Source organism: Blattabacterium cuenoti (genome assembly GCF_014252275.1).
GTDB classification, from domain to species: Bacteria; Bacteroidota; Bacteroidia; order Flavobacteriales; family Blattabacteriaceae; genus Blattabacterium; species Blattabacterium cuenoti_O.
The window spans coordinates 175,458-188,886 of sequence record NZ_CP059214.1 but is presented as its reverse complement, the minus strand read 5'-3'; the positions used below and the strand labels follow the sequence as shown (position 1 = coordinate 188,886).

Genomic DNA, 13,429 nt, shown 5'->3' with positions numbered 1-13,429 from the left:
AAAGATTTATGAAAACAATTATTATAAAATATCCTGCTGGAAATGTACAATCCGTTCTCTTTTCTCTTGAGAGAATTGGAGTAAAGGCAGTTGTAACAGACTCCCAAGAATGTATAAAAAATGCAAAAAGAATTATTCTTCCTGGAGTTGGAGAAGCCAATTACGCTATGAAATATTTAAAAGAAAAAAAGATAGATACTATTTTATACAATTTGAAACAGCCTGTATTGGGAATATGTTTAGGGATGCAATTACTTTGTAAATATTCAGAAGAAAGTAATACTTCATGTATGGGAATTTTTGATTTGTCTGTAAAAAAATTTCAATCAAACAATAAAACCTATAAAATTCCTAAAATAGGTTGGAATACCATTCATAATTTAAAAGGCCCTTTATTTTACAAAATACCTGATGGTATTTATCAATATTTTGTTCATGGATATTATGCACCCTTAGGGAAGGATACTATTGCTCAAACTGAATATATTATTCCTTATAGTGCAGCATTACAGAAAAATAATTTTTATGCTGTTCAATTTCATCCAGAAAAATCTTCTTATGTAGGACATAAAATATTAGAAAATTTTATGAATTTATAAACGTTAGTATATTAATGAAAAATAATAATATTATAGTAGCTATTGATTTAATGGATAACAAGTGTGTTCGTTTAAATCAAGGAAATTTTAACAAAAAAAAAATTTATAGTAATAATCCAATAGATATAGCTTTATTATTAGAAGATAATGGAATCCATAGAATTCATTTAGTAGATTTAGATGGTGCAAGAAAAGGAAAGGTTATTCATTGGAAAGTATTAGAAAATATAGCTAAAAATACTAATATGATCATCGATTTTGGAGGTGGAATTCATACAAAAAAAGATATACAATCTGTATTTGAAAGTGGAGCAGATATAGCTACTGTTGGAAGTATTGCAGTGAATAATCCATCTCTTTTAAAAGAATGGATCAATGTTTATGGACATGAAAAAATTCTTGTAGGAGCAGACATAAAACACGATAAAATTGCAATAGATGGATGGAAAAATATTTCTAATATTTCACTACTAAAATTTTTAAAAGAAAAAAAAAAACATGGAATTAAGTATATTTTTTGTACAGATATTTCAAAAGATGGAGAATTATCTGGGCCATCTTTTCTTTTATATAAAAAAATCATTCATCAATTTCCATCTATTAAATTAATAGCAAGTGGAGGAGTTCGCAATATTGATGATATCAAAAAATTATTAGAATTAGGATGTTTTGGAGTTATCATTGGAAAAGCGATATATGAAAATCGAATATCATTTCATGAAATTTTAGAATTGTAATTTCAAAAAGAAACGGTTATGTTAGCGAAAAGAATTATTCCATGTTTGGATATTAAAAATGGACGTACAGTAAAAGGAGTCAATTTTCAACATTTACAAGATGCGGGAGATCCTATCGAATTAGTTCGTTGGTATACTCAACAAGGAGCCGACGAGTTAGTATTTTTGGACATTACGGCAACAAATGAACAACGAAAAACTTTGATTAGTCTAGTAAAAGAAATTTCCCGTTATATTAACATACCTTTTACAGTAGGAGGAGGGATCAAAAAAGAAGAAGATGTTGAGTTACTTTTATTAGCTGGAGCAGATAAGATCTCTATTAATACAGAAGCTTTTTATAATCCAAATCTTTTAGAAAAAATTGCAAAAAGATTTGGCAGTCAATGTATTGTTCTATCAATTGATACAAAATATAAAAATCATGAATGGTGGGTATATCTTAATGGAGGAAGAATTTCGACTAATAAGAAATCTTTAGATTGGGCGAAAGAAGCCTATAATAGAGGAATTGGTGAAATATTATTGACTTCTATGAATCATGATGGAACGAAAAATGGATTTGCGATTGATATTACTAAAAATATATCTGAACAATTATCAATTCCAGTCATTGCTTCAGGTGGAGCAGGAAAATACGAAGATTTTTTAAATATTTTTAAAAAAGGAAAAGCTGATGCAGCTTTAGCAGCAAGTATTTTTCACTATAAAGAAATAAAAATTCCTGATTTAAAGATTTATCTAAAAAATCATTGTATTCCAGTAAGAAATGAAAATTCTATAGAAAGAACGTGATATGAAACAAAAAATAAATTTTGAAAATGGATTAATTCCTGTCATTATTCAAGACCAAGAAACAAACAAGGTGTTAATGTTAGGCTACATGAATCGAGAAGCATACGAAAAAAGTTTGTATGAAAAAAAAGTTACTTTTTATAGTAGATCAAAAAAACGATTATGGACGAAAGGAGAAATCAGTAAAAATTATCTTATTATTAAAAAAATATTGATTGATTGTGATAGAGATACTTTATTAATTAAAGTCGTTCCAAAAGGGCCTACATGCCATCATGGGACAGATACTTGTTGGAAAGAAAATAACAAAAAAAATTTTTTGTTTTATTTAGAAAAGATCATATCATATAAAATTTCTAAAAAGGAACAAAATTCATACACATATAAATTGTATAAAAAAGGAATTAATAGAATTTCTCAAAAATTTGGAGAAGAGTCAATAGAATTAATTATTGAATCCAAAGACAATAATAAAAATTTATTCTTAAATGAATCTGCAGATTTATTATTTCATTATTTAGTTCTTTTATATTATAAAAATATTTCTATCAAAGAAGTAATAAAAACTCTTGAGTATAGAAATTTATTAAAAAATCAGTAAAATAATAAAAAAATCGATCAATTTCATTTGATTCTATAATGTAATGCAGCATGTAAAGTATTTTTTAATAACATTACTCGAGTCATCGGACCAACTCCACCGGGAACTGGTGAAATGTAGGATGCAATTCCATTAACACTATCAAAATCAATATCACCTAATAATTTTTTAGAATTATGAATGTTATTTATTCCTACATCTACTAGAATAACCCCTTTTTTGATCATTTTTCCTTTAAGAAAATTAGGAATTCCTACAGCAATGATAATAATATCTGCATGTTTTGTATAGAATGATAAATCTTTAGTATAACTATGCGCAATCGTTACGGTACTGTTACCAAAAGTGGCTTTTCTACTCATGAGAAGACTTGTTGGCAATCCTACAATTCTACTACGACCGATAATTACGGTATGTTTTCCATGGATATTAATATTATTTCTTTCTAAAAGTGTTATGATTCCCAAAGCAGTTGCAGGAAAAAAACTTTTTGTATTTTTTAAGGATATTTTTCCAAAATTTTCAGGATGAAATCCATCAACATCTTTTTTAGGATTAATTGAGGAAATGATTTTTTCTTGATTAAGATGTTTTTCAATAGGTAATTGAATAATAAAACCATCTATCATGGGATTATTATTCATGTTATTAATAATTTCTAGTATTTTTTTTTCTTCAATGTTTTTATGAAGATGGATTAATGTTGATTGCATTCCTATCTTTTTACATTCCTGTATTTTGCTGTTTACGTATATTCTACTTGAATGATTTTCCCCTACTAAAATAATTCCCAAATGAGGAACACGTTGTTTTTTATTTACTATTTTTTTTACGATCTCATTTGAGATCTCTTTTCTTATTTTCATGGCAACTTGATTACCATTTAGTAGTTTAGTCATGTTTAACTGGTATTTTTTTTGTTATTTGAATAAAATCTTTGAAAGATAACTCTTCTGCTCTTTTATTGAGGATGAAAGAATCGTTTTCAATATTTAAAATATATTTTAGAGATTTCAAAGAATTTTTTATCTTTTTTCTTCTTTGATTAAAAGCCATTTTAACACATTTAAAGAATAATTTTTTTTGATAAAATGAAAATAATTGATTTTCTTTTCTTCTTAAAAAAATTACTGATGAGTGAATTTTTGGTATGGGATAAAAAACATTTTTTTTAACAGTAAAAAGATATTTTATATCATAAAATGTTTGTGTTAGAACCGAAGAAATTCCATATAATTTTTTTCCTTTATGAGACATAATTTTTGTTACAAATTCTTTTTGAAACATCCCTATGCATTCGGGAATATAATGACTATATTTTATTATATGTAATAATATTTTTGTAGAAATTCCATATGGAAAATTTCCTATTAATGCAAAATTTTTTAATTGATTTTCATCAGGATTCCATTTTAAAAAATCTTTATTAATTATTCGATGTTTAGAAATTGAAAAAATGTTTCTTAAAAAAAAAGATAATTCTTTATCAATTTCGATTAAAAACAAATTATTGGATATTATCTTTAATAGTTCTTTGGTTAACATTCCTGTTCCTGGTCCTACTTCAACTACTGTTTTATACTTTTCAAAAGTGAGATATTTGACAATTTTTTTTGCTATATTTTTGTCCTTTAAAAAATGTTGACTCCATTTTTTTTGATTCATAGAATAACGAATGAATTTCACGAAAATGTTTTGTAATATTGTATCTTGTAATGGAATAAGAGATATAATAATTTTATTTTTTGGTTATGATAAAACCATACTTTATACGTAAAAATATAGAAAAAGTTCTAAATGGTTTAAAAAAAAGAAATTTTAAAAAAATTTATTTAATAGATAAGGTATTGAAACTTGATGAAGAAAAAAAAAAGTATCAACATATTTTTAATAAAATATTGGAAAAAGAAAATTCCTTATCCAAAGAAATAGCAATTTTGTTAAAAACAAAAAAAATTGATCAAATTGAAATATTAAAAACACAATCTTTTTTTTTAAAAAAGAAAAAAAAAGAGATCAACTTTCAATTGAAAGAAACAATTAATATTCTAGAAAAATGTTTATATCAAATTCCTAATCTTCCTGATAAATTAGTCCCAAATGAATTTGGAAAATGCCATATTATTTATCAATATAATCCTGATATAAAAAATGTTTGTATTGATAATCCACTTCCTCATTGGGAGTTATCAAAAAAATTTCCTTTATTTAATTTAAATATAGGATCAAAAATATGTGGATCTGGTTTTTCCGTTTATATAGATAAATGTGCTAAACTACAAAGATGTTTAATTCAATATTTTTTGGATAAAAACGAGGAAAATTTATATAAAGAATATAGTTTACCTTATCTTGTAAATCAATCATCAGCTTTTTCTACAGGACAAATTCCTGATAAAGAAAATCAAATGTATTTTATAGAAAAAGATAATTTTTATCTTATTCCAACGGGAGAAGTCCCGTTAATGAATTGTTATAGAGATCAAATATTTTCATATTTGGATCTCCCTATTAAAGCGACCTCTTATACTTCTTGTTTTAGAAGAGAATCTGGATCTTATGGATTAAAAGTAAGGGGATTGAATCGATTACATCAATTTGATAAAGTTGAAATTATTCAAATAACCACATCAAATTCTTCATCGATTTCATTAAAAGAAATGATAGAGCATATTAAAAATATTCTTAAATCCCTATATTTACCTTTTCGTATTATCCTTTTGAATGGCAATGAACTGGGATATTCTTCTTCAATTACTTATGATTTTGAAGTCTATTCTTTTGCACAAAAAAAATGGTTAGAAGTTAGTTCAGTTTCGAATTGCACTAATTTTCAATCTCATCGATTAAATATTAAATATAAAAATCCAAAAGGAAATATTGAGTATTGTCATACACTTAATGGAAGTTCCTTAGCCTTGCCAAGGATTTTGGTAACTTTGTTAGAAAATAACCAATCTTACTATCATATTAACATTCCTAAAGTTTTAATTCCTTATACAGGATTTGATAGTATTAAGTAAAATGTTGTTTTCATGAAAGTTATAGAACATATAGAAAAATCAAAAAAAAACTTATTTTCTTTTGAAATTATTCCTCCTTTAAGAGGGAATGATATTAAAAATATTTTTTCTACATTAGATCCTTTAATGGAATTTCATCCTCCTTTCATTGATGTAACCTCTCATCGAGAAGAATTTATTTATGTAGAAAGAGAAGATGGATTGTTACAGAGAAAAAAAATTTCAAAACGACCAGGAACTGTAGGAATTTGTGCAACTATTATTAATAAATATGGAATTGATGCCGTCCCCCATCTTATTTGCGGTGGATTTAATAAACAAATGACAGAAAATACATTAATAGAATTAAACTTTTTAGGAATTGATAATGTATTTTTACTTAGAGGTGATCCATTAAAATCTGAAAAAAGCTTTTTTGCTTTAAAAGATGGTCATAAATATGCTGTTGATCTCGTAAAACAAGTAAAAAATTTAAATACAGGAAAATATATTGACTCCTCTTTTGCAAAAGAGGAGAATCATCCTTCCTTTAATTTTTGTATAGGTGTTGCAGGATATCCAGAAAAACATTTTGAAGCACCTAATATAGAGAGTGATTTATTTTTCTTAAAAAAAAAGATAGAAGCAGGAGCAGATTATATCGTGACTCAAATGTTTTTTGATAATGAAAAATATTTTTCTTTTGTAGAACAATGTAGGATCGAAGGAATATCGGTTCCGATTATTCCTGGAATAAAACCAATTTCTTCAAAAAGACAATTAAATATTCTTCCGTCTCGTTTTTATTTAAATATTCCCAATGAATTAGTTAAAGAAATTGATAAAGCAAAAAATAAAGAAAGTGTTTTTCATATTGGAATTGAATGGGCAATTCATCAATCTAAAGAATTAAAAAATTATGGGGTAAAAATTATTCATTATTATACCATGGATAGACCGGAAAATATCTATAAAATTGTTCAAGCTATTTATTAATCGATAATGATCAAGATATATACAAAGTATTTTTTATGACTTGAATGAGATCATTTTTATTAGGATACCAATCTTGTACGAGATTAGAGGAATATGGGGCGGGTGTATCTGGTAAAGTAATTCGTTGAATAGGAGCATCAAGATAATCAAATGCTTTATTTTGTATAAAATAAGCAATTTCTGATGAAACTGAAGCAAATGGCCAAGATTCTTCCAAAATAATTAATCGATTTGTTTTTTTTACAGAAAAAAAAATGGATTCATAATCCAATGGACGTATTGTTTGAAGATCTATGACTTCTACGCTAATGTTAGAATCGTATTTTAATTTTTTTGCTACCTCTAACGCAATCTTGATAATTTTTCCAAAAGATACAATGCTAATATCTGTTCCTTTTCTTTTTATATCAGCTTTACCAATGGGTAAGATATATTCCTGATCTGGAACTAACATTGTATCTCCATACATTTGTTCGGATTCCATAAATATAACAGGATTATTATCTCTTATAGAAGATTTTAATAATCCTTTAGCATCATAAGGATTACATGGAATAACAACTTTTAATCCCGGACAACTTGCATACCAACTTTCGAATGATTGAGAATGAGTAGCTCCTAATTGGCCTGCAAACCCAGTAGGACCTCTAAAAACAATCGGAATTTTCCACTGTCCTCCACTCATATAACGTATTTTAGCTGCATTATTAATAATTTGATCCATTGCTACTAAAGAAAAATTAAAAGTCATAAATTCTACAATTGGTCTACATCCGTTCATGGCAGAACCAATTCCTATTCCAGAAAATCCTAATTCTGATATTGGAGTGTCAATAACTCTTCTTGATCCAAACTCTTCCAACATTCCTTTAGATGCTTTATATGCACCATTATATTTAGCGACTTCTTCCCCTATCAGGTAAACGCTACGATCTCTTCTCATTTCTTCACTCATTGCCTCTTTAATGACTTCACGGAAAGTTTTTTTTTTCATAACATAAGTTTATTTAATCATTTTAATCAAATTAATATGTAATAAAGGAAATGAAAAAATTAATGTTGATTGAATTTTTTTCAGATTCTTTTTCTATTTATTTCTTTGATATTTATTTGTTTTCTAATTTGGTTCATTTTTAGAATATATTAGATAATTGCTTTTGAAGGAAAAATCGTTTATTTGAATTAAAGTAAATCCATTATTTACGTATTAAAAAAATCATACGTAAAATTCATAGAACTACTATACAATTGTTTTATTTTCTAATGAATTTTTTTTTCTATTAAAGTTAGAAGAACCTAATAATTAATGGGAATGTTTTTCAATTTTATTAAAAATAAATAATAAAAAACAAATAGAAAACGATCAGATATTCTGATTTTCGAAAATTTATAATGAATTATCAATTCGATTTGATTCTCTTATTTATACTATTCAAATTTGTTTATTCCATTTTTTTAAAAAAGTAAAATTATAGGATGAAATAAAAAAAATTCTGTGTTAGAACCATCAGAAAATTATGAATTTTTTCGAAAAGGAAAATTAAGATGGATAAAAAATAATGAATATTTTTAAATATCAATTATTAGTAAATAAGTTTAATGAATTTTATGAATGATCTATGAATCTAACAAAATACTATAGAATGGATTAATGTTTTTTTTCAAATTTTATAAAACTATAATCATACATATTTTTTTGATCTTTTTCATAAAACCATTCATAAATTTTTTTCCAATTTTTGTATTTTATTTTTGGAAATTTTGTATCTCCTATAAAATCTTTATGAATTAAAGTTAATTCGATCGTATGAGCCATTTCAAAAAAAGTAACATAAGTCTTTTCTCCACCTATGATAAATAATTTCTTTAAAAGAAAATTATTGATCTCTCTTACAGAAGAGATAAGGATCCCTCCACTTTTTTTAACATTATTTTTTAATGCATTCGAATTACTATTTGTTAATATAAGTTTTCTTCTTTTTGTAAGAATTTTTCCTACAGATTCAAATGTATTTCTACCCATTAGAATGGTTTCTCCTAAAGTAAAATGTTTAAATCTTTTTAAATCATTGGGTAATTTCCACATTAGTTGATTATTTTTTCCTATAAATCCATTTCTAGAAACTGCTGCAATGATTATTATTTTCATGTTTTATGAATTGAATTTTTTTTTATATTTTTATTAACATGAACATTTCATTTAAATATAATCCGAAATCTGTTGAAAAAAAAATTTATCATGAATGGATGAAAGAGAACTGTTTTTCTTCATTTCCAGATAATAAACGTATTCCTTATTCTATTATAATGCCCCCTCCTAATATAACAGGAATTCTTCATATAGGACATATGTTAAATAATACCCTACAAGATGTTCTTATTCGATATGCAAGAATGAACGGATATAATTCCTGTTGGATCCCAAGTACCGATCATGCTTCTATTGCAACGGAAGCAAGAGTTTCCTATGAATTGAAAAAAAAAGGATTATCGAAATTTCTTTTAGGAAGAAAAAGGTTTTTATCTCATGTTTTAAGATGGGCTAACAAACATCAAGAAATTATTTTTGATCAAATACGTCAAATCGGATGTTCTTGTGATTGGAATCGTGTTCAATTTACAATGGATAAAAATTTATATGATTCAGTAAAAAAATGTTTTATCGATTTATACGATCAAGGATTTATTTATCGAGGATATCACGTTGTGAATTGGGATACACAAGCGAAAACAACAATTTCTGATGAAGAAGTCATTTATAAAGAACAAATGGATAAATTGTATTATCTTACCTATAAGATCAAAAATGAAAATTATCATGTAACAATAGCGACTACACGTCCTGAAACTATTTTTGGAGATACCGCTATTTGTTATCATCCCTGTGATAAACGTTTTTTTCATTTAAAAGGAAAAAAAGCAATAGTTCCTATTATTAATAGAGAAATTCCAATTATACAAGATTCATGTGTGGATAGACAATATGGAACGGGATGTTTCAAAGTGACTCCTGCTCATGATAGAAAAGATCAAATTTTATATAAAAAATATAAATTAAATATTATTAATCTTTTCCATGAAGATGGAACAATGAATGAAAATGCATTGCATTATCAAGGTTTGGATCGATTTGAAGTGAGAAAAAAAATAGTTCAAGAGTTAAATATTTTGGGTTTTTTAAAAAAAATAGAACCATGTATCCATAAAATAGGATTTTCAGAAAGGACTTCTACAATTGTAGAATATCGATTATCTCTTCAATGGTTCTTGAAAATGAAAAAAATATCTATTCCTGCAATAGAAGCCGTAAAAAATGGAGATATTCAATTTTATCCTGAAAAAATGAAAAAAAATTATATTGAATGGATGGAAAATATTCATGATTGGAATATTTCTAGACAATTATGGTGGGGACATAGAATTCCTGTTTTCTATTATGGAAAAAAAATGAATGAGTTTGTTGTTGCTGATAGTTGGGAAAATGCTTTGAAAAAAGCAAGAAAAAAAACTAATAATCCAATGTTAAAGGATCTTTTTCAAGAAAATGATGTGTTGGATACTTGGTTTTCTTCTTGGATTTTACCAATTACTTTATTTGATGGGATTAATCATCCAGAAAACAAAGAAATATGTTATTATTATCCTACTGAAATCATCGTTACAGGATATGATATATTATTTTTTTGGATTGCTCGTATGATTATATCCGGATATTTTTTTATGAAAAAAAAACCATTTAGTAAAGTTTTTTTTACTGGAATTATGAGAGATTCTAATGATAAAAAAATATCAAAATCTTTAAACAATTCTCCTAATACTATAAAATTGATTGATCAGTATGGAGCTGATTCCTTACGTTTTGGGTTAATGTTAAAAAATAGTGCAGGTAAAGATTTTCACTTTGATGAAAAAATTTGCTTGCAAGGAAAAAATTTTTCCAATAAAATATGGAATGCTTTCCGATTAATAAAAAGTTGGACTTTTGACGAGAAAGAGGAAGAAGATGGATCAGAATGCAATAAAATTGCTTGTAAATGGTTAAAAAATCGTTTTTATTTTATTTTAGAAAAATTTGAAAAATTTTTTGTAAAATACAAATTAGAAGAGTCCTTAATGATAATTTATAAATTTGTATGTTTTGATTTTTGTTCATGGTATCTTGAGATAATAAAACCAATAAAAAATAAAAAAAAGATCTCCAAAAAAACTTATAAGAATACCATTCTATATTTCGAATATATTTTGCAATTATTACATCCATATATGCCTTTTATTTCTGAGAAAATTTGGCATCTTCTCAAAGAGAAAAAAAGAAAAAAATTTCTGATATCTTCTCATTGGCCAAAAAGAAAATCATATGATAATAATATTATAAACTCTTTTGAAAAAACAATGCAAATAATCTCTAAAATAAGAAATATAAGAAAGGAAAATAACCTTCCATTTAAAGAAAGGTTAGTTTTATTTTTTATGAGAAAAATAAAAAAAAATGAATATGATTCTATTATCTTAAAATTGGCAAATATATCAAATATAATTTCTGTTGATAAAGAACCCAAAGGTTCTTCCTTTTTTTCTTTTATATTGAACTCAGAAAAGTTTTTTTTATTTCATGAAAATAAAAAATTTTCTAATAATCATAATACAATAATAAATATTGAAAAAAAGATCAAATATTTTTATGGATTGTTGTCAATAATTCAAAAAAATTTATCAAACAATGAATATATTCGTTCTGTTCCGGAATATATTTTTTTAAAAGAAAAAAAGAAGGAAAGAGATACATTAAAAAAAATTATACAGCTTAAAGAACACTTAAAATATTTGTTAAATAATGAAAATATATCTTAATTATCATCCCATTTTTCACTACTTCCTCCACCTCCAAAATTTCCACCATCACCAAATCCATCAAATGAATCTTCATTTTCAGAAAAATTTTTATAATTAGAAGAAAAAAAATGAGTCATCATAAAAGTATCAAAAATTGAGAAATTCATACAATGTCTTCGACATAAGAAATACATTATCATAATGAATAGTATTCCATATAGAAAAATCATATTCAAATTTTCTTTTTGATTATTTTTTTTTATAAAATTGTTTTTTAATATTGAAAATATTTCGTCAGTACAAGAATTAATAGCTTGATAATATAATTTTTTTTTTAAATATGGTTTTATATTATTTATAATTTGTTTCGTTAATAAATCCGTTATGTATGGTTCAATCCCATATCCGTTCTGTATGGATATTTTTCTATCATTGATAGATAATAAAATCACAATTCCATTATTTTTATAATATTTTCCAATTTTCCATTTTTCTCCCCATTTTTGAGAGATAACATTTGGATCTTCCCCATGAAGATCTTGAACGATAGGAACAAGAATTTCTGTAGATGTTTTACGATAATATTGAATTAATTTTTTATTAAGTGTATTGATTTCTTTTTTTGATAGAACATTAGCATAATCTTGAATAGGATATATTGGTTTTGAAGGTTTATCAGGAATCAAAAATTGACTTTGTCCCTGATTAATGGCAAGGAATATGCACATGATATTCATGATTATTTTTAAATACATAATAAAAACTTTATCTTTTAAAAGATTCTTTCAATTAGTATGCAAAGTCAACTATTGGAGATTTTTCTGAAGAAATTTGTGATTTAAAATATCCTTTTTCTTGAAATTCTTTAAAAAAATTAGCAATCATGATCTTTGGGAATTGATTTCTATACGTATTAAAATTATTGACTTGATCATTAAATCGATTTCTTTCTACATTAATTCGATTTTCTGTTCCTTCTAATTGATTCTGTAGTTCAGAAAAATTTTTTGTGGATTTTATATCAGGATAGTTTTCGACTGTAAGAATGAATTGATGAATAGAATGACGAAAATCCTCCTGAGCTTTCTGAAAATGATCTATTTGATTTTGATTTAATTTATCTGGATCAACTTGAACAGTACCCATTTTTGCTCTAGATTGTGTAATTTTATTTAATGTATCTTTTTCAAAATAAGAAGCCCCTTTTACTGTATTTACTAGATTTGGAATTAAGTCAGATCGTCTTTGATATACATTTTCTACTTGACTCCATTGTGTTTTTACATTTTCATTTAATTTGACTAGATTATTATAAATATTCACCATCCACCATCCAATCATAAAAGAAAAAGTAAAGATGAATAAAATAATTTTCAAACTGGATTTTTTCATAAATTATGATTTTTCATATCTATAAAAATCTCTTCATGATTGAAAATAAATTCACATTCCTTTATTGCATTTTCATCATTATCGGATCCATGAATGGCATTGGACTCAATAGAAGAAGCATATAGATTACGAATCGTCCCTTTTTTAGATATTTTAGGATCCGTATGTCCAATAATTGTTCTAAAATCTTTTACTGCATTTTTTTTCTTCAATATCATAGACACCACTGGTCCAGAAGACATGAATCTTACTAGAGACATAAAAAAAGGTTTATTTTGATGTTCTTTGTAAAATGTTTTATATTCTTTTTCTGTAAATTTTTTCATTTTTAGTGCAATTAAATGGAATCGATATCGATAAATATGTAGGAGAATAGGAATGATATATCCTTTTTTCACTGCATCTGGTTTAATAATAGAACATGTTATATTTCCTAATAAATGAGATATGAACATAATTTTTCATCGTCAAATA

The 13,429-nt window shown here is 25.4% G+C and carries 14 protein-coding genes; 7 read left to right on the top strand and 7 right to left on the bottom strand.

Translation table 11 applies throughout. The features are described 5' to 3' along the window. Positions 1-8: 8 nt before the first annotated feature. From hisH to hisIE, 4 genes are read left to right on the top strand one after another with little or no spacing between them, the layout of a single operon-like run. Positions 9-599 carry an imidazole glycerol phosphate synthase subunit HisH gene (hisH, locus tag H0H42_RS00885; protein WP_185868656.1) on the top strand — a complete coding sequence of 197 codons (591 nt, stop codon included), beginning with the start codon at positions 9-11 and terminating at the stop codon, positions 597-599. 14 nt (positions 600-613) lie between these two features. Then, positions 614-1,336 carry a 1-(5-phosphoribosyl)-5-[(5-phosphoribosylamino)methylideneamino]imidazole-4-carboxamide isomerase gene (gene hisA, locus H0H42_RS00880; RefSeq protein WP_185868655.1) on the top strand — a complete coding sequence of 241 codons (723 nt, stop codon included), beginning with the start codon at positions 614-616 and terminating at the stop codon, positions 1,334-1,336. A gap of 18 nt (positions 1,337-1,354) precedes the next feature. After that, positions 1,355-2,131, top strand: a complete 777-nt coding sequence (gene hisF / locus H0H42_RS00875; RefSeq protein ID WP_185868654.1) for an imidazole glycerol phosphate synthase subunit HisF — start codon at positions 1,355-1,357, stop codon at positions 2,129-2,131. A 1-nt stretch (position 2,132) separates the two neighbouring features. Beyond that, positions 2,133-2,732, top strand: a complete 600-nt coding sequence (gene hisIE / locus H0H42_RS00870) for a bifunctional phosphoribosyl-AMP cyclohydrolase/phosphoribosyl-ATP diphosphatase HisIE (RefSeq protein ID WP_185868653.1) — start codon at positions 2,133-2,135, stop codon at positions 2,730-2,732. A gap of 23 nt (positions 2,733-2,755) precedes the next feature. Here hisIE and H0H42_RS00865 read toward each other — a convergent pair whose 3' ends face one another. Beyond that, positions 2,756-3,631 (bottom strand): bifunctional 5,10-methylenetetrahydrofolate dehydrogenase/5,10-methenyltetrahydrofolate cyclohydrolase, encoded by an 876-nt coding sequence (locus H0H42_RS00865; protein ID WP_185868652.1) that lies wholly within the window; start codon positions 3,629-3,631, stop codon positions 2,756-2,758. Further along, entirely contained in the window at positions 3,624-4,397 is a 774-nt protein-coding gene (gene rsmA, locus H0H42_RS00860) for a 16S rRNA (adenine(1518)-N(6)/adenine(1519)-N(6))-dimethyltransferase RsmA (RefSeq protein WP_185868651.1), read from the bottom strand. The genes H0H42_RS00865 and rsmA overlap by 8 nt, the downstream gene beginning before the upstream one ends. 86 nt (positions 4,398-4,483) lie before the next feature. Here rsmA and serS point away from each other — a divergent pair, with 86 nt between their 5' ends. Next, the gene (serS, locus tag H0H42_RS00855) at positions 4,484-5,755 is read left to right on the top strand and encodes a serine--tRNA ligase (protein WP_185868650.1); all 1,272 of its coding nucleotides are present in this window, start codon (positions 4,484-4,486) and stop codon (positions 5,753-5,755) included. A 12-nt stretch (positions 5,756-5,767) separates the two neighbouring features. Further along, a complete protein-coding gene (gene metF / locus H0H42_RS00850) occupies positions 5,768-6,730 on the top strand; it encodes a methylenetetrahydrofolate reductase [NAD(P)H] (protein WP_185868649.1) in 963 nt (320 codons plus the stop codon). A gap of 10 nt (positions 6,731-6,740) precedes the next feature. Here metF and H0H42_RS00845 read toward each other — a convergent pair whose 3' ends face one another. Together H0H42_RS00845 and H0H42_RS00840 are read right to left on the bottom strand one after the other, a co-directional pair. Next, positions 6,741-7,724: a pyruvate dehydrogenase complex E1 component subunit beta gene (locus H0H42_RS00845; protein ID WP_185868648.1), complete on the bottom strand. Its 984-nt coding sequence runs from the start codon at positions 7,722-7,724 to the stop codon at positions 6,741-6,743. A gap of 654 nt (positions 7,725-8,378) precedes the next feature. Then, positions 8,379-8,879 (bottom strand): dihydrofolate reductase, encoded by a 501-nt coding sequence (locus tag H0H42_RS00840; protein WP_185868647.1) that lies wholly within the window; start codon positions 8,877-8,879, stop codon positions 8,379-8,381. Positions 8,880-8,917: 38 nt separating this feature from the next. Here H0H42_RS00840 and H0H42_RS00835 point away from each other — a divergent pair, with 38 nt between their 5' ends. Continuing rightward, a complete protein-coding gene (locus H0H42_RS00835) occupies positions 8,918-11,581 on the top strand; it encodes a valine--tRNA ligase (protein WP_185868646.1) in 2,664 nt (887 codons plus the stop codon). On the opposite strand, the gene H0H42_RS00830 is transcribed toward H0H42_RS00835, so the two are convergent. The 3 genes from H0H42_RS00830 to H0H42_RS00820 form a co-directional block, all read right to left on the bottom strand. After that, positions 11,578-12,291, bottom strand: coding sequence for a TPM domain-containing protein (locus tag H0H42_RS00830; protein WP_223843700.1), 714 nt, complete (start codon positions 12,289-12,291; stop codon positions 11,578-11,580). The two genes, H0H42_RS00835 and H0H42_RS00830, sit on opposite strands and share 4 nt — an antisense overlap. 61 nt (positions 12,292-12,352) lie before the next feature. Then, positions 12,353-12,955 (bottom strand): LemA family protein, encoded by a 603-nt coding sequence (locus H0H42_RS00825; RefSeq protein WP_185868644.1) that lies wholly within the window; start codon positions 12,953-12,955, stop codon positions 12,353-12,355. After that, complete coding sequence (locus tag H0H42_RS00820) at positions 12,952-13,410, bottom strand: nucleoside-diphosphate kinase (protein WP_185868643.1); 459 nt, start codon at positions 13,408-13,410, stop codon at positions 12,952-12,954. Before H0H42_RS00820 ends, H0H42_RS00825 begins: the two co-directional genes overlap by 4 nt. Positions 13,411-13,429: the final 19 nt, after the last annotated feature.